The organism is Halomonas sp. B23F22_3, from assembly GCF_043496965.1.
Classification (GTDB): domain Bacteria; phylum Pseudomonadota; class Gammaproteobacteria; order Pseudomonadales; family Halomonadaceae; genus Halomonas.
The window spans coordinates 101,021-124,434 of record NZ_JBIEKG010000007.1 but is presented as its reverse complement, the minus strand read 5'-3'; the positions used below and the strand labels follow the sequence as shown (position 1 = coordinate 124,434).

20 protein-coding genes and 1 pseudogene are annotated in these 23,414 nt (G+C 68.7%); 10 read left to right on the top strand and 11 right to left on the bottom strand.

Translation table 11 applies throughout. From position 1 onward, the window contains the following. The first annotated feature begins 10 nt into the window (after window positions 1–10). On the top strand, window positions 11–298 hold the full coding sequence (gene yidD, locus ACGTNG_RS16660) for a membrane protein insertion efficiency factor YidD (protein ID WP_394797737.1): 288 nt from the start codon (window positions 11–13) through the stop codon (window positions 296–298). A gap of 4 nt (window positions 299–302) precedes the next feature. Here yidD and ACGTNG_RS16655 read toward each other — a convergent pair whose 3' ends face one another. The 6 genes and pseudogenes from ACGTNG_RS16655 to ACGTNG_RS16630 all read right to left on the bottom strand — a co-directional run bounded on the left by ACGTNG_RS16655 (window position 303) and on the right by ACGTNG_RS16630 (window position 6,452). After that, complete coding sequence (locus ACGTNG_RS16655; protein WP_394797638.1) at window positions 303–683, bottom strand: EutQ-related cupin domain-containing protein; 381 nt, start codon at window positions 681–683, stop codon at window positions 303–305. Window positions 684–927: 244 nt separating this feature from the next. Continuing rightward, complete coding sequence (locus tag ACGTNG_RS16650) at window positions 928–2,247, bottom strand: NAD(P)/FAD-dependent oxidoreductase (RefSeq protein ID WP_394797637.1); 1,320 nt, start codon at window positions 2,245–2,247, stop codon at window positions 928–930. A 108-nt stretch (window positions 2,248–2,355) separates the two neighbouring features. Then, a complete protein-coding gene (locus ACGTNG_RS16645) occupies window positions 2,356–3,630 on the bottom strand; it encodes an NAD(P)/FAD-dependent oxidoreductase (RefSeq protein ID WP_394797736.1) in 1,275 nt (424 codons plus the stop codon). Continuing rightward, window positions 3,619–3,780: pseudogene (locus tag ACGTNG_RS16640) on the bottom strand (rubredoxin); the annotation flags it as partial. The pseudogene ACGTNG_RS16640 and the gene ACGTNG_RS16645, both read right to left, overlap by 12 nt. Before the next feature lie 11 nt (window positions 3,781–3,791). After that, on the bottom strand, window positions 3,792–5,234 hold the full coding sequence (locus tag ACGTNG_RS16635) for an aldehyde dehydrogenase family protein (protein ID WP_394797636.1): 1,443 nt from the start codon (window positions 5,232–5,234) through the stop codon (window positions 3,792–3,794). 30 nt (window positions 5,235–5,264) lie between these two features. Then, entirely contained in the window at window positions 5,265–6,452 is a 1,188-nt protein-coding gene (locus ACGTNG_RS16630) for an aromatic ring-hydroxylating oxygenase subunit alpha (RefSeq protein WP_394797635.1), read from the bottom strand. Window positions 6,453–6,811: 359 nt separating this feature from the next. On the opposite strand from ACGTNG_RS16630, the gene ACGTNG_RS16625 reads away from it, so the two are divergent. After that, window positions 6,812–8,500, top strand: coding sequence for a BCCT family transporter (locus ACGTNG_RS16625; RefSeq protein ID WP_394797634.1), 1,689 nt, complete (start codon window positions 6,812–6,814; stop codon window positions 8,498–8,500). Window positions 8,501–8,573: 73 nt separating this feature from the next. Here the strand turns inward: ACGTNG_RS16625 and gcvA are convergent, their stop codons facing one another. From gcvA to ACGTNG_RS16610, 3 genes are all read right to left on the bottom strand, one after another. Continuing rightward, entirely contained in the window at window positions 8,574–9,500 is a 927-nt protein-coding gene (gene gcvA, locus ACGTNG_RS16620) for a transcriptional regulator GcvA (RefSeq protein WP_394797633.1), read from the bottom strand. A gap of 164 nt (window positions 9,501–9,664) precedes the next feature. Next, the gene (locus ACGTNG_RS16615) at window positions 9,665–10,090 is read right to left on the bottom strand and encodes a SufE family protein (RefSeq protein ID WP_394797632.1); all 426 of its coding nucleotides are present in this window, start codon (window positions 10,088–10,090) and stop codon (window positions 9,665–9,667) included. 37 nt (window positions 10,091–10,127) lie between these two features. After that, window positions 10,128–11,243 (bottom strand): tyrosine-type recombinase/integrase, encoded by a 1,116-nt coding sequence (locus tag ACGTNG_RS16610; RefSeq protein ID WP_394797631.1) that lies wholly within the window; start codon window positions 11,241–11,243, stop codon window positions 10,128–10,130. Window positions 11,244–11,679: 436 nt separating this feature from the next. Between ACGTNG_RS16610 and ACGTNG_RS16605 the strand changes: the two genes are divergently transcribed. Beyond that, the gene (locus ACGTNG_RS16605; protein WP_394797630.1) at window positions 11,680–12,744 is read left to right on the top strand and encodes a DNA-binding protein; all 1,065 of its coding nucleotides are present in this window, start codon (window positions 11,680–11,682) and stop codon (window positions 12,742–12,744) included. Between the two features lie 54 nt (window positions 12,745–12,798). On the opposite strand, the gene nfuA is transcribed toward ACGTNG_RS16605, so the two are convergent. Then, entirely contained in the window at window positions 12,799–13,389 is a 591-nt protein-coding gene (gene nfuA, locus ACGTNG_RS16600; RefSeq protein ID WP_394797629.1) for a Fe-S biogenesis protein NfuA, read from the bottom strand. Between the two features lie 355 nt (window positions 13,390–13,744). On the opposite strand from nfuA, the gene metH reads away from it, so the two are divergent. The 4 genes from metH (at window position 13,745) to ACGTNG_RS16580 (ending at window position 21,151) form a co-directional block, all read left to right on the top strand. Then, the gene (gene metH, locus ACGTNG_RS16595) at window positions 13,745–17,464 is read left to right on the top strand and encodes a methionine synthase (protein WP_394797628.1); all 3,720 of its coding nucleotides are present in this window, start codon (window positions 13,745–13,747) and stop codon (window positions 17,462–17,464) included. A gap of 63 nt (window positions 17,465–17,527) precedes the next feature. Further along, a complete protein-coding gene (locus ACGTNG_RS16590) occupies window positions 17,528–18,856 on the top strand; it encodes an MATE family efflux transporter (RefSeq protein WP_394797627.1) in 1,329 nt (442 codons plus the stop codon). A gap of 119 nt (window positions 18,857–18,975) precedes the next feature. Then, window positions 18,976–20,628, top strand: coding sequence for a nitrite/sulfite reductase (locus ACGTNG_RS16585; RefSeq protein WP_394797626.1), 1,653 nt, complete (start codon window positions 18,976–18,978; stop codon window positions 20,626–20,628). After that, on the top strand, window positions 20,621–21,151 hold the full coding sequence (locus ACGTNG_RS16580; RefSeq protein ID WP_394797625.1) for a DUF934 domain-containing protein: 531 nt from the start codon (window positions 20,621–20,623) through the stop codon (window positions 21,149–21,151). Before ACGTNG_RS16585 ends, ACGTNG_RS16580 begins: the two co-directional genes overlap by 8 nt. An 89-nt stretch (window positions 21,152–21,240) precedes the next feature. Here ACGTNG_RS16580 and smrA read toward each other — a convergent pair whose 3' ends face one another. Further along, complete coding sequence (smrA, locus tag ACGTNG_RS16575; protein ID WP_394797624.1) at window positions 21,241–21,870, bottom strand: DNA endonuclease SmrA; 630 nt, start codon at window positions 21,868–21,870, stop codon at window positions 21,241–21,243. 114 nt (window positions 21,871–21,984) lie between these two features. On the opposite strand from smrA, the gene ACGTNG_RS16570 reads away from it, so the two are divergent. The 3 genes from ACGTNG_RS16570 to ACGTNG_RS16560 all read left to right on the top strand — a co-directional run bounded on the left by ACGTNG_RS16570 (window position 21,985) and on the right by ACGTNG_RS16560 (window position 23,391). Next, a complete protein-coding gene (locus tag ACGTNG_RS16570) occupies window positions 21,985–22,401 on the top strand; it encodes a gamma-glutamylcyclotransferase family protein (protein WP_394797623.1) in 417 nt (138 codons plus the stop codon). Window positions 22,402–22,512: 111 nt separating this feature from the next. Beyond that, complete coding sequence (locus tag ACGTNG_RS16565; RefSeq protein WP_394797622.1) at window positions 22,513–22,974, top strand: MgtC/SapB family protein; 462 nt, start codon at window positions 22,513–22,515, stop codon at window positions 22,972–22,974. Between the two features lie 75 nt (window positions 22,975–23,049). Beyond that, window positions 23,050–23,391 carry an arsenate reductase family protein gene (locus ACGTNG_RS16560; RefSeq protein ID WP_394797621.1) on the top strand — a complete coding sequence of 114 codons (342 nt, stop codon included), beginning with the start codon at window positions 23,050–23,052 and terminating at the stop codon, window positions 23,389–23,391. Window positions 23,392–23,414: the final 23 nt, after the last annotated feature.

The window sequence follows — 23,414 nt, the reverse complement described above, 5'->3', positions numbered from 1 at the left end:
GGGCGGGCTGATGATCGCCCTGGTGAGACTCTACCAGGTGACGCTGAGCCCACTTCTCGGGCCGCGCTGCCGCTACTGGCCGAGCTGCTCGGCCTACACGGCGGAGGCCCTGCGGGTGCATGGCCCGCTGCGCGGCGCCTGGCTGGGCATCAAGCGCATCGCGCGCTGCCACCCCGGCGGCGCCGGCGGCATCGACCCGGTACCCGGCGGCCCGAGCGAGCAGCTGTGCCGCGAGGACCCGGAGCTCGACGAGAACTTCTATTGCCGCCCGCCCCACAGGCCGCAGGATCCCCGCTGACCCGCTACACTGCAGCCTGCCCCCTGCCCGCCTGCAGGCTCTCCTTCCAGTTGCCCGGATAGAGCGCATAGCCGAACAGCGCCTGGCCGGCGTAGATCAGCTCGGTGCCCTCGGGGATCCACAGCATCTGGCCGGGGGTGACGCGATGGGTCTCCCCGGCGGCGGTGACGCGAAGTTCGCCCTCGATCACGAAGATCACCTCGTCGTAGAGGACCGTCCAGGCCACCTCGGCCCCTTCCCAGCGGGCGAACCCAGCGCCCATGGTGGTGCTCAGAGTGGTGTCCACGGTGCGGCCGATCTCGGCATGGCCGGGCGGCCCGCCGCGATGGCGGAAGGTCGTGTCGCGGTGGTCGAACTTGAGGGCGCGGCTGGGGGACTCGTTCATAACTAATATCCAGTCGATAGGAGGTGTCGGGATAGGGAGGATGGCGCGGAGGCAGGTCTCCGCGAAGGCGCTGTGAACCCTTCCCTGGGCGCTACGTTCGCTATCCATGGCGAATGACCTTCGCTGCACCCTGCCCCGGCGCCTCTCGCCGAGGAGAAGGTGGAGAGGCCGCAAGAAAGTCGGCCATCGTTATCTCGCATGACGACTGACACGTCGCCGAGCGCAGCAATCAATCAGCGTTTCCCTAGAGTTCACTGCGACTGGCCCAGGCCGCCTGCTTCATGCGCGCCTTCACCCCGAGGCTCAGCAGGGGCTCCGGCGGATTGAGCGCCGGCGTGCCGGAGACCGCCAGCATGTCGGCCAGCTGCGAGGAGTCCTCGCCGGTGGCCAGCTCCGCCAGCAGCTTGCCGGAGATGGTGCCCCGCGCCGCGCCGACGCTCTGGTGGACGCCGGACATCCAGGCAGCGTCGCCCACCTTGCCGAAGAAGGCCGCGTAATTGCGCGACAGCCCGCAGGCCCCGCCCCAGGTGGCCTCGAAGGGGACATGGGCCAGCTCGGGGTAGCGGGCCTCGAAGGAGTCGCGATGCCCCTGCCGGATCCGGGCCCGCTCGGCCAGGTCGTCGTGGTAGCGGGGCACGAAACGGTACTGGTTACGGATGATCAGTCGCCGGTCCGGGGTCAGTCTGACCGTGGTGCCGGCATGGTCGGCGGGCGTCAGGCCGAAATGATGGGGTGCCGAGGAGAACAGCGCCATCTCCTCGTCGCCGAGCGCCCGGGTCATGCTGGCGAAGGTCATCACCGGCAGCATGCGATGCTTGAGGAAGCCGAACTCCCGGGCATAGATGTTCGAGCCCAGCAGCAGGTTGGTCGCCCGCACCTCGCCTTCCGGCGTGGTGGCGCACCACTTGCCGCCGCTGCGGGTCAGGCTGACCACCGGGGAGTGCTCGAAGAGCGCGACATTGGCCGGCAGCGTCTCGCCGAGGCCCCGCACCAGGGCGGCGGGCTGCATCAGCGCGGTATTGGCCGTGTAGATAGCTCCCGCGTAGTGGCGGGTGCCGAGAATCGGCGCCAGTGCGTCGCGCTCCAGGCGCCGGTAGGGATAGTCGAACTCCTTGAGCAGGGTCTCGAAGTGGTCGAGGTACTTCAGGCCACGCTCGCCCACCGCGCCCTGGTACTTGCCGGCCCGGGACCAGCCGCAGTCGATGCCGTGGTGCCGCACCAGGGCCTCCAGGTCGTCCACCGCGGCGCGGTTGAGCGACAGCAGCTTCTGCTTGTGGGCCAGGTCGTCGCCCTCGAGATCACGCTTGTGGGGCAGGTCGATGACGAAGCCGGTGTTGCGCCCCGAGGCGCCCTGGCCGATCCGCAGGGCCTCCAGCAGCACCACGCGATCATCAGGGCGCAGCTCGGCGACGCGCCGGGCCGCGGCCAGGCCGGTGAAGCCGGCGCCGATCACCAGCCAGTCGGCGGTCTCGTTCGAGTTGAGGCGACGCGCCGGGGCCGGGGCGTCGAGCATCTGGTACCAGCCGTTGCACTTGTCGTCACGGGGAAGGGTTGCTTGTGACATCCTGGACCTCCGCCGCGCCGGGGCGCGACGTCATCGCCGGCCAGGCCGGCGGCTCGGAAGAAGGCGGCGCCCGTCGGGCGCCGCATGCGTGATTTGGATAATGATTTCTCAGGCCGCCTGAGCGTGGCCGCAGGCCTTGATCCAGTCGCTGCGTCGGGCCATGGCCGCCTCGCCCACCAGGGCGACGCCCAGCAGCCGGCCGCCGGCATCGTAGGCGCCGGCCTCGATGCCATCGACGGTGGCGGTGACGTGCCACGTGACCGCCACCTCGGCCGGGGGCACCACCGCGCAGACCGGGGCCGCCGGCGTCTTGACCATCACCGGCATCACCGGATAGCTGACCGCCGTCGGCGTGCCCGTCAGCGTCTCCGACAGGGCGCGCAGCCCGGCGTTGATCGGCGCCAGATAGGGCAGCAGCTGGCCGTCGAGCTCCACGGCATCGCCCAGGGCATGGACGTCCGGCAGCGAGGTGGCCAGGTAGTCGTCCACCCGGATGCCGCGCCCGCAGTCGACGCCGGCCGCCCGGGCCAGCTCGACATTGGGGGCGAGGCCCACGGCGCTGACCACGAGATCCGCCTCGAGCGTGCTGCCGTCGGTCAGGGTCAGCCGGTAGCCGCCCTCCTCGGCGGCGACGCTGACCACCGAGCGGGACAGGTGCCAGCCTACGCCCAGGGCCGCGAGTGCCTCGCGCAGCACCTCGCTTCCCACCTCGGGGAGCAGCCGCGGCAGCGGCCGTTCGGCCAGGCCCACTACCTCGACCGCGTGGCCGGCCAGCGCCAGGTCGTTGGCGAATTCACAGCCGATCAGGCCGTCGCCGACGATGATGACCCGTGCCGGGCGACCGAGGGCGTCGAGGCGCCGGCGCAGCTCGCCATAGTCGCCGCGGTCGTTGACCGAGAGCAGCGCACCGGGCTCGCCTTCCACCGGGATACGGATCGGGCTCGCCCCGGTGGCCAGCACCAGCTGGCCGTAGTCCAGCGCGCCCAGCCGGGTATGCAGGCGCTTGGCCTCGGCGTCGAGGCGCTCCACCGGGCAGAAGGCGTGCACACGGATGTTCAGGCGTTTCTCGATGGCCAGCGCCGGCTCGTCGAGCAGGGCCTCGGCGTCCTTGCCCAGCGCGAAGGCGTTGGAGAGCGCCGGCTTGGCGTAGAGGCCGCCGTCGTCGGCGGTGACCACGTGGATCTCGCGCTCCGGGTCCCGGGCACGCACCGCCTCGGCCAGCCCGTAGCCGGCATGGCCGCTGCCGATGATCACCAGCGGGCCGGCCGGGGTCGCGGACCGCGGCGCGGCGACGGTCGCCGCCGGGGCGGCCACGCCATCGGCCAGGGGCGTCGGCGCCACCGGCGCCGACGCGGCCGGCGCGTCATCGGTGATCTCGAGCATCTCGAAATCCGCCTTGCCCACGCCGCAATCCGGGCACAGCCAGTCCTCCGGCACGTCCTCCCAGCGAGTGCCGGGGGCGATGCCGTCGCTCGGCCAGCCTTCGGCCTCGTCGTAGATCAGGCCGCAGATGATGCAGAGCCATTTCTTCATCGGGACCTCCTTCACGCGCCCTTGATGCGCACGGCGATGTTGCGGGTCTGGACGTAGCTGTAGAGCGCCTCCTGGCCCTTCTCGCGGCCGAAGCCCGAAAGGCCCACGCCGCCGAAGGGGGTCTCCACGCCGCCGGCGAACCACTCGTTGATGAACACCTGGCCGCCGCGCAGGCGCCGCGCGGTGCGCAGGGCCCGGTCGAGGCGAGTGTCGAACACGCCGGCCACCAGGCCGAATTCGGTGCCGTTGGCGAGTTCGACGGCCTCGTCCTCGGTGTCGAAGGGATGGATCACCAGCACCGGGCCGAAGACCTCCGCCTGGAAGATCTCGCTGTCCACAGCCACATCGGTGAACAGCGTCGGCTGCATAAAGTAGCCCTTCACTCCCGCCACGCGTTCACCGCCCGTGAGGCAGGTCGCCCCGGCCTCGATGGCACGACGGCACATGGCCTCGACCTGCTCGAGCTGGGCCCGCGAGACCAGCGGGGTCAGGTCCGGGTTGTCGATGCCGGGCCCGATGGATAGCCCCTCGGCCAGCGCCCGCAGCCGCTCGACCACCTCATCGAAGCGCGAGCGATGCACCAGCAGCCGGGACATGGCGGAGCAGACCTGGCCGGCATTGAAGAAGATGCCCGCCTCGACGCTGTCGACGAGCTGCTCGATGTCGGCATCGGCGTGCACGATGGCCGCGGACTTGCCGCCCAGTTCCATGACACTCGGCGTGGCCCGCTCGGCGGCGTCACGCAGGATGCGCTGGCCGGTGGGCACCGAGCCGGTGAAGACGATCTGGTTGGCGTCGCGATGCTTGACCAGGTGGGCGCCGACCACCGAGCCCTTGCCGCACAGCAGGTTGACCGCGCCCTTCGGCAGGCCGGCGCGCTCGCAGGCGGTCATCAGGAAGGTCATCGCCAGCGGGGAGATCTCCGGCGACTTGATCACCACGGCGTTGCCGGCGGCCAGCGCCGGCGCCAGGGAACGGGCGCAAATCGAGGGCGGGAAGTTCCAGGGCACGATCTGCACCGACACGCCCATGGGCTCGAAGCTCGTGAAGTCGACGTAGTCGTCGCCCAGCGGGATCGAGGTACCTTCGATCTTGTCGGCCATGCCGGCGTAGTATTCGAAGTAGCGGGCGGCCTCCTCGAACTCGCCGCGGGCCACGTCCAGGGACTTGCCGTTCTCGCGGCACAGCACCAGGGCCGCCTCCTCGGTCAGCGCCTTGAGCTCATCGGCGATGGCCAGCAGCCAGGTCACCCGCTGGGCCGGGCGCACCGCGCTCAGCGCGCCCGACGCCACGCAGCGTCGCGCCGCGGCCATGGCGGCGTCGGCATCCTCTAGGCCGGCCTCGGCGATCTCGGCGTAGGGCTCGTCGGTGGCCGGGTCGGCGACCATCAGCCAGGTCTCGGCGCCCGTCCAGGCGCCGTCGATATAGTTGTAGTAACGGTCGAACTTGCTCATCAGGGGACTCCAGTCAGGGGGATGGGGCGATCAGGCGGCCTCGGCGTCGCCGCGCACGCGGCGTGCCACCCACTGGTGGAAGAAGTGGGTCGGGTGATCCAGCACCGGCGAGAAGACCCCGCCCTGAAAGCCCGGCGACTGGCGGCCGCGCTGCATGCCCTCGACGGCCGCGATGTCCTCGCCGAAGACCACCCGCCAGGATTCCAGGGTGGAGGTGCGGCAGGCCGCATAGGCGTCCTGGGTGGCCTCGTCGCCGACGTAGTAGACGCGCAGGTGCTCCACGGTCTGCCCGGCGGAGACCGGCTCGAGCATCATGGCGAAGGCGTGGTCGGCCTGGATACCGAGCAGCACGTTGGGAAAGAAGGAGACGTACTCGGCATGCTCCATCTTGTCCTTGGGCCAGGACGGGAACTTGGGCAGGCGTGTGCCGGCCACGTCGGAGAGGCGGTAGGCCAGGCTGCCCTGCCCGGAGAAATGCTCGCCGAACTGGATGTTGTAGTGGTCCTCGAGGCGCGAGTAGGTGTTCAGGCTCGGGTGCACCCACGGCAGGTGGTAGCTCTCGCAGTAGTTCTCCACCGCCAGCTTCCAGTTGCAGTTGACGGTGATCTCGAGGTTGCCGCCCATGTTGACGCGACGCAGCAGGTCGAAGCCGTCCGCGCCGATGAAGTCGCGCCAGCGGTTCTCCAAGGGCGCCACGTGCTCGGCGAACTCGGTCGCCTGGCCGTCGAGATTTACGAACACCATGTCCATCCAGACGGCGCTGCGAATGGGCTTGAGGCCATGCTTCTCGCACTTGAAGCCGTCGACCTTGTGCTGACCGACGCCGCCGATGTGCGGCGTGCCGCGCAGATTGCCGTCCAGATCATAGGTCCAGGAGTGGTAGGGGCAGCGGATCACGCCCTGCACCTCGCCCTCCTCGGCGACCAGCTGCATGCCGCGGTGGCTGCAGACGTTATGGAAGACTTGGGTCTCGCCCTCCTTGTTGCGCATCATCAAGAGCGGCAGGCCCATGAAGTCGACCGGCTTCACGTAGCCACTCTTGATCAGGTCGCTGGCGAAGCCGACACACACCCAGGTGCCGGCCATCACGCGGTCGCGCTCGGCGGCGAAGTAGGCCTCGCTGACGTAGGCCTCGTTGGGCATGCCGGTGGCCGCCTCGATGGGCGCGAGCACGTCATCGAGCTGGCGGGCGGGAATCAGGGATGGGGTCAGGGTCATCTTGGCCTCCTCACGGGAACGGGCGAGTCATTATCTGGTTGTGGCCCTACCGGGGGTTCCGGCTGGTGGAGGCGAGTCTGGTAGCGGCACGGCGCGGCGACAATCGATGATTCGGCATCATTCCATGATCCATCCTCATCCATTAGACGAAAGGCGCATTACTGAGTAAACAGACTGCATGCCTGTTTATCCGGCGATAACACGGCGCAACCGGCGCGCCATCGGATGAGCCTTTCTCATCGTTCGATGAGAAAACATGCGTTGCCGACACCCCGCAAAGTCCCCACCCTTCTCGGCGGGTCCTCGTGACCCCTCCCTCCCCGACGTCCCCTGAATCAATAACAAACGAGAGTGACGCCATGCGCTCAGAAAGTGGCCTCTTCAAGGGCCTCAACCCCACGGTGACCATCGCCTCCAAGGTGCTGGTCATCGGCTTCGTGATCTTCTGCGCCGTGCTCGCTGAACGAGCCGGCGCCATCTTCCAGGACATCTCGACGACCGTCCTCAACAACGCCAAGTGGTTCTACCTCGCCGTGGTCAGCGGCGTACTGGCCTTCCTGCTCTACCTGATGGTCAGCCGCTTCGGGCATATCCGGCTGGGCAAGGATGACGAGCGCCCCGACTTCAGCTTCGTCTCCTGGGTGAGCATGCTGTTCTCGGGGGGCATGGGCATCGGCCTGGTCTTCTGGTCGGTGGCCGAGCCGATGTGGCACTACGCCGACAACCCCTTCAGCGATGGGATGGATGGCGCCTCGGCCAGCATGGCCATGCGCCTGACCTTCTTCCACTGGGGCCTGCACCCCTGGGCGACCTTCATCATCGTGGCCCTGGCGCTGGCCTACTTCGCCTACCGCAAGGGCCTGCCGCTGACCCTGCGCTCGATCCTCTACCCCTTCATCGGCGATCGCATCTACGGCCCCATCGGCCACACCGTCGATATCCTCACCGTGGCGATCACCGCCTTCGGCGTCTCCCAGTCGCTGGGTCTGGGCGTCATCCAGATGAACAGCGGCCTGCATAACGTCTTCGGGGTGTCCAATGGCATCGGCATCCAGCTGGCCATGATCGCGGTGATCACGCTGTTCGCCATCGCCTCGGTGATGTCCGGCGTGGGCCGGGGCATCCGCCGGCTCTCGGAGTGGAACATGCTGCTGTCGGTGGCGATCGTCGCGATCGTGCTGGCCATCGGGCCGACCCGCTACATCCTTAACACCCTGCTGCAGAGTACCGGGGACTACGCCGACAACCTGATCGGCCTGAGCCTGTGGAGCGACGCCAACGCCGACAGCGGCTGGCAGAACTGGTGGACCGCCTTCTACTGGCCTTGGTGGATGACCTGGGCGCCCTTCGTCGGCATGTTCATCGCCCGCATCTCCCGGGGCCGCACCATCCGTGAGCTGATCGGCGGGGCCCTGCTGGTGCCGACCCTGGTGACCTTCGTGTGGATGTCGGTGTTCGGCGGCAGCGCGCTGTTCCAGGAGCAGCAGGCGCGCCAGGCACACGAGCAGGCGGTGGCCAGCGGCGAGGCGGTGGCAGAGGGTGACTTCGCCGGCGGGGCGGTGCTCCAGGCAACCAAGGAGGACACCACCCTGGCGTTGTTCACGCTGTTCGACACCCTGGACCCGGGACTACTGGGTAGTGTGCTGTCGATCATGGCCGTGTTGCTGCTGGCGACCTACTTCATCACCTCGGCGGACTCCGGCACCCTGGTACTCTGCACCCTGGACAGCATGGGCAGCCCGGAGCCGCCCCAGCCGATCCGGGTGATCTGGGGCCTGGTGATCGGCTGCATCGCCGGCGCGCTGCTCTACGCCGGGGGGCTCAAGACGATCCAGACCGCCTCGATTATCGCCGGACTGCCCATCGCGATGTTCATCCTGGTGATGACCCTGAGCCTGTACCGCACCCTGCGCCGGGAACCCATCGCCGCGGCCATGCTGCCGGCCCAGGTCCGGCCCGCGGCGGAGGACCTCGATCATCACAGCGGCAAGACCGAGGCCGCCCCGACGGCCGCGCCGCGCCGCGAGACGGCGGTCGCGCAGGCCTGAGACGCGCCCAACGCAACACGACGAGGCCCGGCAGACGCCGGGCCTCGTCGTGTTGCGGGCACTGATCGGGACCTTAATTCAGGCCCAGGTCCCCGACCTCCCGGGGCACGGTCTCGAGCAGCCACTCCCGGAAGGCCTTGCCCCCCCGACGCTGCGACGGCGTCTCGCCGCGTTCGAGCAGGCAGAAGCGCGCCGGGGTGCGCAGCACCGTCTCCACCGGCCGCACCAGCTGGCCACGCTCCAGATAGTCGTCCACCAGCTGGCTCCAGCCCAGCGCCACCCCCTGGTCCATCATCGCCGCCTGCACCAGCATCGAGTAGCTGTTGATGTTGAGCCGGCGGCGCGGAGGGCGTGAGACGACGCCCACCTCGGTGAACCACTGCTTCCAGCTCATCCAGTCCTTGTCGGCATCCTCCAGCGACAGCAAGGTGCAGTCGAGCAGCGCCTCGGGCCCCGAGAAGGGACCGTACTTCTCCAGATAGCTGGGGCTGCACACCGGAAAGGCCTCCTCGTGGAAGAGCGTCGTGGCCTGCATCGCGGGAGGGGGCGTGCGGCAATAGAAAAGCGCGACGTCGCACTCCACTCGGGCCAGGTCGCGGAGCTGTTCGATGGCGACGATCCGCAGCTCGATGTTTTCGTGTTCGCGCTGGAACTCGGAGATCTTGGGCAGCAGCCAGAGCGAGGCCATGGCGCTGGTGGTGGCCACGGTAAGCTGGTGCATGCCCTGCCAGCTGCGCACCTCGTCGGTGATCGACGCGATGTCGTTCAGCGAATGGTGGATAGTCTGAGCATAGCGCTGACCCACCGCGGTCAGCTTGACGCTGCGGTTGGCTCGTTCGAAGAGCGGCTTGCCCAGATAGTCCTCGAGACCGCGAATCTGGCGACTGATCGCGCCCTGGGTCACATGGAGCTCATCGGCCGCCAGCGTGAAGCTGAGGTGTCGGGCCGCCGACTCGAAGGCCACGAGGCTGTTCAGGGGAGGCAGGGGGCTGATCTTCATGGCAGCGCAACATCGACCGTATGGAGGGGCGATGAGTTTACGCGTCGCGGTGAGGCGGCGCCACGCCCCGGAAGCTGCATCCGACCGGGCATCAGATGAAGGCGGCACGCCCTCCCCGGCTCCTCACCGCCCGTGCGCGTCGATTCAGGTCTCGCGCGCGCCTGTCACGCAACTTCCTGTTCGGCCACCCGATAGATCCGCTCCAGCATGGCGTTGAGGCCGTTGCTGCGGGTCGGCGACAAGTGCTTGTCGAGCCCCAGATCCTTGAGGAAGTGCGGGCTGGTGCCGCGGATGTCCGCCGGCCGGCGATCGTTGTAGATGCGCATCAGCACGGCGATCAGCCCGGAGACGATGGCGGCGTCGGAGACCGCATCGAAGTGCAGGGTCTCGCCCTCGCGGCGATGGTGCATCCAGACGTTGGACTGGCAGCCCTGGATCTTCAGCTCCTCGACCTTCCACTCCTCGGGAAAGGCCGGCAGCTGCTTGCCCATGTCGATGATGTACTGGTAGCGATCCATCCAGTTGTCGAACATCTCGAACTCGTCGAGAAGCTCCTGCTGGGCCTGTTCGGCGGTGGTCTCGGTGCTCATGGTCTCTCCTCGAAGCAATGGGCATCAGTATACCGACTCAGGCGCCCCATCTCGAACCTCCAGCGTCGCCAGGCCCTGCCTCTTCGCCCCCGTCGCCGAGGCCATGGCGCGCCTGCTGGCGATGCCACTCCTCGTCCTCGGCGTGCAGGTAGCGCGCGGTGGTATCGAGCCGCGAATGGCGCGCGGTGCCCGCCAGATAGCGAAGCTCCACCCCGGCCTGGGCCTGGTGCGTCAGCGCCGTATGTCGCAGCCAGTGGGGCGTCGCCTGACGCAGCCGCGCCGCGGCGTCGCGGGCCTCATCGCCCTGCTCGGCCTCCAGGGCGTCCGCCGCCTCGCCGAAGGCGTCGCGTATCAGCCGGTAAAGCCGGTTGTCACCCAATCCCCGCACGCCGTCCAGCGCCCTGAGCAGTGGGCCGTCGTCATTTGAGGCGGGATGGGGCGGCAGGTCGAGGGCCTCCCGCCAAGCCACCAGCAGGGCCAGCATGTCCGGCGGCACCGGCACCTGCGCCGCCTTGTCGCCCTTCCCCACCACCCGCCACCACCAGCGCCCCTCGCGGCGCACGAAATCGTTCATGCGCGCCGCGCTCATCTCGCCGATGCGCGGGGCCAGCAGATAGGCGAAGCCGAAGACCAGCCGGCGGCGTGACCGCTCGAAGCGCTGACGCGGCGCGGCATCCGCCGGTAGCGGCCGATCGAGCCAGGCCCAGAACCAGTCCCACAGCGGCCGCTCGAGGTAGCGCTCGATGCCGCCCTGGCGGTTATCCAGGCGGCGGCGCTTGTCGCGCATCAGCCGGAACGGGTTGTGGCCGACCCAGCCCGCCTCCACGAGCCAGGCGTACATGCCCTGCAGGATGACCAGACTCTGCCGGCGGCTCGAGGCCGACAGCGGCCCCCGGAAGGGCCGCCAGCGCGGATCCTCGCGCGGGCGCACCGGGCCTATCCAGCGCTCGGCCGGGCGCGGATCGGCCAGGAAGGCCTCGAAGGCATCCAGGTCATGACGGCGCAGCTCGCCAAGCCCCCTGCCCTGCTCGCCCAACCACAGCAGCAGCCGCTCGGCCTCGCGACGATAGGCTCGCTGGGTCTGCCCGCTCGCTCGATACTCGGCGAGCCACCGCGCCACCGCCTCGGCGTCGCTCTCGGCCTCGATTTGCACACTCGCCGCCGGCAAGCGGTATGGCTCCGCGACGGACAGTCGCCTCGACGCGACCGCTACATCCGGGAGCGGCGACGAATCAAGACTCTCGCTCATTCCACCAAGCCTCTGATTTTCCTTGTCTTTCATAACGTCTCGGTTCCTTCCTGTCGCGCTCGCCGTGTCGATGCGTGCCGCGGTACTCCCCGCCTCTGGCCGACCGTCGCACCACGTTATAGCCCCGCCCCTCCTGCCTGAGGGTGTAGTGTCGCCCTTACGCCATCACTTAATCAAGATAAGCCGCGTAATCTTGATTTTATCTCACCTTCTGTAAATATAATTACGCTTTACGTATTACGTAATTAGCTTCAATAATCGCTCGCTCCCTAGTAGACTGGCGCCGAGAACCCGGACACGGCCCAGCAGACGGCCGGCAGACCACCACGAGGACACGACCATGGCGCGCAGCGGCGTGCGGTACGAGGATGTACAGCGGGCCATCGACGCCCTGCTCTCGAAAGGCGAAGCCCCGAGCGTGCACAAGGTGCGCGAGGTGCTCGGCACCGGCAGCTTCACCACCATCAGCGAGCACCTGCGGGAGTGGCGCACCCAGCGCGAAGATAATCGCGACCAGCCACCGCCCCGCGGCATGCCCGCGGCCCTGCAGGAGCTCGCCGAGGCTCTGTGGGAGAAGGCCCAGGCCGCCGCCAACGAGGCGCTCGCCCACTATCGCCAGGAGGCGGACGGCCGGGTGGAGACGGCCCGCGACGAGGCCGGCGAGGCGTCACGACGCGCCGAGGACGCCGAGCAGCGGGAGTCGGCGCTCTCCACCCACCTGGCGAGCATCGAGCAGCGACTGGGCGAACAGAGCGGGGAGCTCGCCCGCCGGGAGGCCGAGCGCGACGCCCTGGCCGAGCGCGAGGCGAAGCTTTCCCGCCACCAGGCGCGGCTCGAGCAGCAGCTCGCCGACCTGCAGCAAGCGCAGGAGCAGAAGGCCCAGGAGCATCAGCAGGCGCTGGCCGACCAGGCGTCACGCCACCAGGAGCGGCTGGCTCAGGAGGAGAAGCGTCACGAGAGCAGCGAATCGCGGCTGATGGCCCTGCTCGACGAGGCGCGCCAGGAGCGACAGGCCGCCGAGAAGACCCACGCGCAGCGCCACCAGCAGCTCGAGACGCGACTCGAGCGCACGGAGCGACTGGTGCAGGAGGCGCGAGGCGCGCTGGCCGAGGAGGAGAAGCGCCATCGCGAGACCGACTGGGCGCGCCGGCAGGCCGAGGAACGCACGCACACCCAGCAGCACGAGCAGGCCCTGCTGCAGGGGCGCATCGACGAGCAGAAGCAGCTGCTGGCCGAGCAGTCGCGCCGCCTGCGCGAACTGGAGACCCAGCTGCATCACTGCCTGTGGCAGGCGCCGGTGACGCCGCAGCGCGACCGTAACGGGAACGATCAAGAAAGCGAGACCGAACGGCCCGCCGGAAACGACGAAGGCCCCGCGAATGCGGGGCCTTCCAGGGAGGAGTGAGCGCGACGCCGGGAGGTCGATGGCCTCCCCGGCGCCTGGCGCCGGTCGCCGCGCCTAGCGGTAGTAGGCGTTGGTGGTGTCCGAGTGATCGGTCACGTCGCGAATGCCGGCGAGTTCCGGAATGCGCTCGAGCAGGGTCTTCTCGACGCCGTCCTTGAGGGTCAGGTCGACCGCCGCACAGCCCTGGCAGCCGCCGCCGAAGGCCAGGATCGCCACCTGGTCCTCGGTCAGCTCGACCAGCTTGATCTCGCCGCCGTGGGAGGCCAGGCCGGGGTTGATCTCGCTGTAGAGGATATAGTTGACGCGATCCTCCAGCGGGCTGTCGGCATTGACCTTGGGCATCTTGGCGTTGGGCGCCTTGATGGTCAGCTGGCCGCCCATGCGATCGGCATTGAAGTCGACCACGGCCTCCTCGAGGAAGGCCAGGCTGTTCTTGTCCAGGTAGACGCGCAGCTTCGGAAGCTCCAGCAGCTCGTCGCTGGGCTCCTCCTCGCCGGGACGGCAGTAGGCCAGGCAGGTCTCGGCGTAGGGCGTGCCGGGCTGGGTGATGAAGATGCGCACCGCGATGCCCTCAACGTTCTGCTTCTCGAGCAGCTCGGCGAGGTACTCCTGGGCGCTATCGGTGATCTGGATGCTGTCGCTCATGGTGCTCTCGCTATCGTGACCCGTCGCATCGATGACTGTCGCAACGGAGGCAGAAAGGGTGATGGCGTCAATGGTAAGCGACCCGCGCGGCCGACACAATCCCGACTGATTTGCTGGGTTTTATATCCACCGGCTGCATGAAGCCCGGTCACGCACGACATGAAAGACGCTCGCGTCGCGCCCCTGCCGCGGCGCGCCGGCTTTTGCTAGGATAACCGGCTCCCCGGCGACCCGCCGACGTGCCGCATCCCGGCAGGCCGCCCACGGCCCGCAGCGTATCAACGAGACAAGACGCCACAGGCGCACCGCTGCCGGCCAGAACCCTGATGCCTCTTCGCTGGAGATTGACCCGCCCATGGCCGCCGTTCCCACTGCCCAGACCGCCTCGCTTCATGACAGCCTTTCGCGTCGCATCCTGATGCTCGATGGCGGCATGGGGACCATGCTGCAGAACGCCGAGCTGTCCGAGCAGGAGTTCCGCGGCGAACGCTTCACCGACTGGCCCAGCGACCTGAAGGGCAACAACGACCTGCTGGCCCTGACCTGTCCCGACCTGGTGGCGCGCATTCATCGCGACTACCTCGAGGCCGGCGCCGATATCATCGAGACCAACACCTTCAACAGCACGCGCCTCTCCCAGTCGGACTACGGCATGGAAGCGCTGGTGCCGGAGCTCAATCGCGAGTCGGCGCGCCTGGCCCGCCAGGTATGCGATGCCGTGGCCGAGGAGAGCGGCGTGCCGCGCTACGTGGCGGGGGTGCTGGGGCCGACCTCACGCACCGCCTCGCTGTCGCCGGACGTCAACGACCCCGCCAAGCGCAACGTCACCTTCGACGCCCTGCGCGAGAACTACCGTGAGGCCGCCGAGTCGCTGATCGAGGGCGGCGCCGACCTGATCATGATCGAGACGGTCTTCGACACCCTCAACGCCAAGGCGGCGATCTTCGCCCTGGAGGAGCTCTTCGAGGCCCGCGGCGAGCGGCTGCCGGTGATGATCTCCGGCACCATCACCGACGCCTCCGGGCGCACGCTCTCGGGGCAGACCACCGAGGCCTTCTGGAACTCGGTACGCCACGCCCGACCGCTCACCATCGGGCTGAACTGTGCCCTGGGCGCCGAGGAGCTGCGCCCCTACGTCGAGGAGCTCTCGACCAAGGCCGACACCTTCGTCTCGGCCCACCCCAACGCCGGCCTGCCCAACGAGTTCGGCGAGTACGACCAGACCCCCGAGGAGATGGCGGCGATCGTCGCCGAGTTCGCCCGGAGTGGCCTGGTCAACGTCATCGGCGGCTGCTGCGGCTCCACGCCGGAGCACATCGCGGCGATCCATGCCGCCATCAAGGACCTGCCCCCGCGCCGGGTGCCCGAGCGCTCGCGGGCCTGTCGCCTCTCCGGGCTCGAGCCCTTCAACATCGAGGCCGACTCGCTGTTCGTCAACGTCGGCGAGCGCACCAACGTCACCGGCTCGGCACGCTTCAAGCGGCTGATCGTCGAGGAAGACTACACCACGGCCCTGGAGGTGGCCCTGGAGCAGGTGGAGAACGGCGCCCAGGTCATCGACATCAACATGGACGAGGGGATGCTCGAGTCCGAGGAGGCGATGGTGCGCTTCCTCAACCTGATCGCTGGCGAGCCCGACATCGCCCGGGTGCCGATAATGATCGACTCCTCCAAGTGGGCGATCATCGAGGCGGGCCTCAAGTGCGTGCAGGGCAAGGCGGTGGTCAACTCCATCTCCATGAAGGAGGGCGAGGACGCCTTTCGCGAGCAGGCCACCGCCTGCCGGCGCTTCGGCGCCGCCGTGGTGGTGATGGCCTTCGACGAGGCGGGTCAGGCGGACACCTTCGCCCGCAAGAGCGAGATCTGCGAGCGCGCCTACCGGATCCTGGTCGACGAGCTGGACTTCCCGGCGGAAGACATCATCTTCGACCCCAACATCTTCGCCATCGCCACCGGTATCGAGGAGCACGACAACTACGCCGTGGACTTCATCGAGGCGACCCAGTGGATCCGCGAGCACCTGCCTCACGCCATGGTCTCCGGCGGCGTCTCCAACGTCTCCTTCTCGTTTCGCGGCAACAACCCGGTGCGCGAGGCGATCCACTCGGTGTTCCTCTACCATGCCGTGCGCGCCGGCCTGACCATGGGCATCGTCAATGCCGGCCAGCTGGCGGTCTACGACGACCTGCCGACGGAGCTTCGCGAGGCCGTGGAAGACGTGGTCCTCAACCGCCGCAGCGACTCCACCGAGCGCCTGCTCGAGCTCGCCGACAAGTACAAGGGCGACGGCAGCGGTCCGGCCAAGAAGGAGGACCTCGAGTGGCGCACCTGGGAGGTCGAGCAGCGCATCTCCCACGCCCTGGTCAAGGGCATCACCGCCTATATCGAGGAGGACACCGAGCTCGCCCGACAGCGTGCCGAGCGCCCCATCGAGGTGATCGAGGGGCCGCTGATGGACGGCATGAACGTGGTCGGCGACCTGTTCGGGGCCGGCAAGATGTTCCTGCCCCAGGTGGTCAAGTCGGCGCGGGTCATGAAGCAGGCGGTGGCCTACCTGATCCCCTACATCGAGGCCGAGAAGAGTGCCGAGACCCAGGCCAAGGGCAAGATCGTGATGGCCACGGTCAAGGGCGACGTCCACGACATCGGCAAGAACATCGTCGGCGTCGTCCTCCAGTGCAACAACTACGAGGTGATCGACCTCGGCGTGATGGTGCCCGCGGAGAAGATCCTGCAGACCGCCCGGGAAGTGAACGCCGACATCATCGGCCTCTCCGGGCTGATCACCCCGTCGCTCGACGAGATGGTCCACGTCGCCAAGGAGATGCAGCGCCAGGGCTTCAGCCTGCCGCTGCTGATCGGCGGCGCCACCACCTCCAAGGCCCACACGGCGGTCAAGATCGAACCGGGCTACGATCAGCCGGTGATCTACGTCTCGGATGCCTCCCGCGCCGTGGGCGTGGCCGGGAAGCTGCTCTCGCCGGCCCTGAAGCCGAGCTACATCGCCGAGATTCGCGACGAATACGAGACGGTGCGCGAGCGCAATGCCAAGCGCCGCCCCAAGGCCGCCGACCTCAGCTACGACGAGGCGCGACGCCGCAAGCCCGACATGGCGTGGCAGGGCTACACGCCGCCGCGCCCGGCCGTTACCGGCCTCCAGGTGTTCGACGACTACGACATCCAGGAGCTGGTCGAGCGCATCGACTGGACCCCCTTCTTCATGAGCTGGCAGCTGGCCGGCAAGTACCCGAAGATCCTCGAGGACAAGGTGGTCGGCGAGGCCGCGCGCCACCTCTTCGCCGACGCCCAGGCGATGCTGGCCAAGCTGATCGACGAGAAGCTGGTCCACGCCCGCGGGGTGATCGGCCTGTGGCCGGCCAACAGCGTCGACGACGACGTCATCGAGGTGTACGCCGACGAGTCGCGCCGCGAGGTGATCGAGCGGCTGCACCACATCCGCCAGCAGACCACCAAGAACCGAGACGGCGTCTGCCAGAGCCTCGCCGACTTCGTGGCGCCCCGTTATGACGCCAGCGGCGAGGAAAGCGGCCAGCCGGACTGGATCGGCGGTTTCGCCGTGACCACCGGCCACGGCGTCGAGGCCCTCGCCGAGCAGTACAAGGCCGCCGGTGACGACTACAACGCCATCCTGGTGCAGTCGCTGACCGACCGCCTGGCCGAGGCCTTCGCCGAGCGGCTCCATGAGCGGGTGCGCAAGGAGTTCTGGGGCTATGTGCCCGACGAGACCCTGGATAACGAGGCGCTGATCGCAGAGAAGTATCAGGGCATTCGCCCGGCACCGGGCTACCCGGCCTGCCCCGACCACACCGAGAAGGCGACCCTGTTCCGCCTGCTCGACGCCACCGAGAACGCTGGCCTCGAGCTCACCGAGAACTTCGCCATGTGGCCCGCGGCCGCCGTCGCCGGCTGGTACTTCTCGCACCCCCGCTCGAAGTACTTCTCCACCGGCAAGATCACCCGCGACCAGGTCGAGGCGCTGGCCAGCCGCAAGGCCATGCGCCTCGAGGAACTCGAACGCTGGCTCGCGCCGGTGCTCTCCTACGACCCCGCCTGACCCCACTGGCCCGCCTCGGCGGGCCATGTCTTTGTGCCCTTGCCCCACCTTCCCGGAAGACGGATGCTGCCAGAATCCACCCGCCGCCAGACGATCCTGCGCCTCTCCCTGCCGATCATCGCGGGCATGCTCACCCAGAGCCTGCTCAACCTGATCGATGCCGCCCTGGTCGGCTCGCTCGGCTCGGTGCCCCTGGCCGGGGTCGGCATCGGCGGCTACGCCATGTTCCTGATCACCGCCATGGTCTTCGGGCTCTCCTCGGGGGTGCAGGCCCAGACGGCGCGACGCCACGGCGAGGAGGACTGGGGGCGACGCGCCCTGGCACTCAATGCCGGGCTTGCCATCGCGCTGGCCGTGGCCGTCCCGCTCACCTTGCTCTGCCTGTGGCAGGCGCCGCGCCTGCTGGCGCTGATCAATCAGGACCCCGCGGTCAACGAAGTGGCGGTGGAATACTTCCGCTGGCGGGTGGTGTCGCTCGCCCCGGTGGCGATGATCTTCTGCTTTCGCGGCTACTGGAACGGCATCCAGCAGACCGGCCTCTACCTGCGCATCATCCTGGTGATGCATGCCATCAACGTGGTCGCGAGCCTGGGACTGATCTTCGGGCTGGCCGGGCTGCCGGCCATGGGCGCGGCCGGTGCCGGCGCCGGTACCAGCCTCTCGCTCTTCGCGGGGCTCGCCATCTGGGCTGCGCTCAGCCTGCGCCACGCCACCGGCAGCGGCTTTCTGGCCGAGCGTCCCCGCGGCGCCGTGCTCACCACCACCCTGCGCCTGGCCACCCCCCACTCCTTCCAGCAGCTGTGGTTCGCGGCGGGCTACGCCGTGCTGTTCTGGATCCTCGGTCGCATCGACACGGAAAGCGTCGCGGTGGGCCACGTGCTGGTGAACCTGTCGCTGCTGCTGATCCTGCCCGGCGTGGGGCTCGGCATGGCGGCGATGAGCCTGGTCGGCCAGGCGCTGGGGCGCCAGGCCCACGGTGAGGCCCACCGCTGGGGCTGGGACGTGGTGCGCCTGGCCTGGTGCGGCCTGGCGGTGCTGGCCCTGCCGATGCTGCTCTTCCCCGAGGAGGTGCTGCGCCTCTTCCTCCACGACCCGGCGCTGGTCGAGCTGGGCCGGCTGCCGCTGCAGCTGACCGCGGTGATGATCGTGCTGGATGCCGCCGCCCTGGTCTTCGCCCAGGCCCTGCTGGGCGCCGGGGCGAACCGCACCGTGATGACCGCGACCCTCTCCCTGCAGTGGCTGGTGTTCCTGCCACTGGCGTGGTGGGTGGGCGTGGTGCTCGAGCAGGGGCTGCTCGGCATCTGGTGGGTGCAGCTGGGCTATCGCTGCCTCAATTCGGCCTGGTTCGTGCTGATCTGGCAGCGGCGACGCTGGCAGTCCCTGGCACTCTAGCCGGGATGCCGCCTCATTCCATTTCGCATATAAACTATGCAGATTTATTCTTTTATAGAATATATGGGAGCGGGTAAGGTAGCGCCAACGTCCCTTTTCTCGATTCAGGATCGCGCTGCATGTACCGCTACGACTCCCACGACCAGACCCTGGTCGATGAACGCGTCGCCCAGTTCCGCGACCAGATGCGCCGCTACCTCGCCGGTCAGCTCGGCGAAGAGGAGTTTCTGCCGCTACGCCTGCAGAACGGCCTCTATATCCAGCGCTACGCCCCCATGCTGCGTATCGCCATTCCCTACGGCATGCTGGCCTCCAATCAGCTGCGCAAGCTCGGCGAGATCGCCGCCCGCTACGATCGCGGCTACGGCCACTTCACCACCCGCACCAACCTGCAGCTGAACTGGCCTAAGCTCGAGGACGTGCCGGACATTCTCGCCGAGCTCGCCAGCGTGCAGATGCACGCCATCCAGACCAGCGGCAACGATATCCGCAACACCACCACCGACCAGTTCTCGGGAATCGCCGCCGACGAGGAGGTCGATCCGCGCCCCTGGTGCGAGCTGATCCGCCAGTGGTCGACCTTCCACCCGGAGTTCGCCTTCCTGCCGCGCAAGTTCAAGATCGCCGTGACCGGCGCCGCCGAGGACCGCGCCGCCATCCAGGTGCACGACGTCGGGCTGCGCCTGTGGCGCGACCGCGACGGCGAGGTGCGGATCAAGGTACTGGCCGGCGGCGGCCTCGGGCGCACGCCGATGATCGCCGAGGTGGTGCGCGAGGACCTGCCCTGGCAGCACCTGCTGACCTACCTCGAGGCCCTGGTGCGCGTCTATAACCAGTTCGGCCGCCGCGACAACAAGTTCAAGGCGCGCATCAAGATCCTGGTCAAGGCGCTGGGCGTCGACGAATTCCGCCGCCGCGTCGAGGAGGAGTGGGCCCACCTCAAGGATGGTCCCCAGACCCTCACCGCCGAGGCCCTCGAGGCCGTGGCCGGCCACTTCGTCGAGCCGGAGCGCCGCGCCGTGCCTGCCGAGGCGATCGAGGCCTATGAGCGGCTGCGCGGCGAGAACCGCGCCTTCGCCCGCTTCGTCACCAACAACGTCACCGACCACAAGGTCGCCGGCTACAAGGCGGTGACCCTGTCGCTGAAGCGCCGCGAGCACTCGCCGGGGGACGTCACCTCCGAGCAGATGGCCGCGGTGGCGGATCTCGCCGACGAGTTCGGCTATGGCGAGCTGCGGGTCACCCACGAGCAGAACCTGGTGCTCACCGACGTGCCGGTGGATCGCATCGAGGAGCTCTGGCAGCGCCTCGAGGCGCTCGGCATGGCCAACCCCACCGTGGGCACCCTGGCCGACCTGATCTGCTGTCCCGGCGGCGACTACTGCGGCCTGGCCAACGCCAAGTCGATCCCGGTCGCCCACGCCATCCAGGAGCGCTTCGAGGACCTCGACTTCCTCTACGACCTGGGCCCGCTGGAGCTCAACATCTCCGGCTGCATGAACGCCTGCGGCCATCACCACGTCGGCCACATCGGCATCCTCGGCGTCGACAAGAAGGGCGAGGAGTACTACCAGATCTCGCTGGGCGGCAGCCAGGGCAACGGCGCCTCGCTCGGCAAGATCCTCGGCCCCTCCTTCTTCCGCGAGGACGTACCGAGCGTGATCGACACCCTGCTGCAGGTCTATGTCGGCAGCCGCCAGCCCGACGAGACCTTCCTCGACACCTATCGCCGCATCGGCCTCAAACCCTTCAAGGAGCGTGTCTATGACTGAGCAGACCGTCACCCGCCCGCTGATCGTCGACGGCCGTCCCGTCGAGGCCGACTGGATCCGCCACGACGACGACACCGCCCCGGCCGAGGGTCCGGCCCTGGTGCGCCTGGATGTCTGGCAGGCCGCCGGGCGTCGCGCCGACCTGGCCCCGTGGCTGCCGAGCGACACCGAGCTCACGCCGGCGCTCGCCGATGAGCTCAAGCAGGCGCCGCTGATCGGCGTCGACTTCCCGAAGTTCACCGACGGCCGCGGCTACTCCATCGCGCGGCTCCTGCGCGAGCGGTACGGTTACCCGGGCCAGATTCGCGCCGTCGGCGACGTGCTGATCGACCAGCTCTTCTACCTGTCGCGTTGCGGCGTCAACGCCTTCTCGCTGCGCGAGGATCAGCTCGTCGCCGATGCGCTGAACGCCCTGACCACCTTCAGCCGCGGCTACCAGCCGGGCACCGACGACCCGCAGCCGCTGTTCCGTCATCGCCTGCGCGAGCTCGCCGGCCGCCTCCGCGAGCCCGCCCTGGCCTGACGGCGACGGCACCAGCCGCCCGCCCCAACGCACGCCGCCGGCCCGAGGGCCGGCGGCGTCGTCTGTGGTCATTGATGAGCAGCGAGGGCTCAGCCGCGGCGCTTCTGCTGGCGCTCCCGGTTGTTGGCCTTCGCCCGCTCGCTCTTGCGCAGCATCACCCAGGTCGCCCCCAGGCCGCCGTCCGCCTGGCTCGCCGAGGCGAAGGCCTGGACCTCGTCGAGGCTCTCGAGCCATTTCGCCAGGCAGGAGCGCAACACGTTGGCGGGGCTATCGATTTCGCGGCCGCGACCGTGGATGATCATCACCGAGCGCAGGTCGTGGGCGTAGGCCTCGCGAATGAAGGGGGCCAGGGATTGGCGGCACTCCTCCAGCGGCCGACGCAGCAGGTGCAGGCTGGCCTGGACCGGATAGCCGCCATGGCGCAGGCGATCCACCACGCCGACCTGGATGCCGTCCCGGTAGAAGAGCAGCGGGTCGAAGGGCGGGAGCAGGTCGATGAAGTCGGTCGAGAGCAGGTCGCGGCCCGGCGACTCGGCCGCCGCGCTCTCGCGGCGGGCCAGCTGGGCCTCGCTGGGGTCGCCGCGGCGACGGCCAGGGTCGGCACGATGGGCGCGCTTCGGCAGGGGGCGCACGTCCCCCACCAGCGCCTGGAAATCCTCGTCGTTACGATGGCTCTGGCTCACGGGGCACCTCCAGGACGTCAAGGGGGAAGCGTTCATCCTAGCAGAGGCGCGCGGGTCGCTTAAGCGCTCGCCCCGATCGTGGCAGGATGGCGCTGCACCCGGGGCAACGCCCCCGGCCTCCACTCTTCCACTCAAGCGAAAGGAAGCGCCATGCGCCTGCGACACGGGCTCGCCGCCCTGGCCATCGCCTCGCCCCTCGCCCTGGCCGGCTGGCTGTGGCTGACCATGCTCAGTCCTTTCACCTACGAGCGCCCGGCGCACCTGGCGCCGGTCGCCGAGGGGCCCCACCGGGTCTTCGTCTATGGCACCCTCACCTACGCCCCGGTCCGCTGGCTGGTGTATGGCCGCGCCGGCGATCCCGAGCCGGTGGTGCTGGAGGGCTTCCGGCGCACGGGGCTGGATCTGGCGCCGGCCCCGTCGGCCCGGGTGGAGGGCCTGCTGCTGCGGGTCGATGGCGAGGAGCTTTCGCGCCTCGATCGCTACGAGCGGCTGGGCATCCGCTATGAACGCGTTCGCGTCACACTGCGCGATGGCCGCGAAGCCTGGGTCTACCGTCGACGCGAATAGGCGACAGCCCGGCTACGCTGGGTAAGGCGCAAGGAGTTCGTCGTGACGATACAGAACCCGACACTCTGCCCACCATGCCCCGGGGCGGTATGTGCGGCGATCGGAGGTGCCATGGAAACCGAGATCTCGCTGCTCGACATGTTCACCCGGCTGGGCGTCGCCGCCGGCCTGGCGCTGGTGCTGGGTCTGGAGCGCGAGCTGCGCGGCAAGCCGGCGGGTCTGCGTTCGCACATGCTGGTCTCCCTGGGGGCCGCGGCCTTCCTGATCGTGGGGATGGAGATCCTGTTTGCCACCGCCGAGGGAGATCCCTCGGCGCGCATTGATCCCACCCGTATCGTCGAGGGGGTCATCGGGGGCATCGGCTTCCTGGGGGCCGGCAGTATCATTCGCAGCGGCACCAGCGTCCACGGCATCACCACCGGCGCCACGATCTGGCTGGCCGGCGCCATCGGCATCGCCGCCGGGGTCAACAACTTCCCCCTGGCCGCCATGGTCACCCTCATGGCGCTGTTGATCATGACCGTCCTGGGGGCCATCGAGCGAACCCTGCCCAGCCATCGAGACGAGGAGTGACCCTGTCTGGTTGTGGCGGGATTGAGCCACGGCCTACAATGCCGCTTTCACCTTGAGTGGCAAAAGGATACGTTCATGATCACCCTCCTCCACAACCCGCGTTGCTCCAAGTCGCGCGAGGCCCTTGCCCTGCTCGAGGAGGCCGGCGCCGACGTGCAGGTGCGCCGCTACCTGGACGACCCCCTCGATGCCGCCGAGCTCGAGGCCCTGATCCAGCGGCTGGAGGGCGAGCTCTCCAGCCTGGTGCGCCAGAACGAGCCCGAGTGGAAGGCCCTCGGGGCCGATGCCGACGAGCCGCACCAGGTCGTCGAGGCCCTGCTCGCCCACCCGCGGATCCTGCAGCGCCCTATCGCCGATGACGGGCGTCGCGCCATCATCGGCCGCCCGCCCGAGGCCATCCGCGCCCTGCTCGACTGAGCCTCGCCCGCCCGATCTTCCAG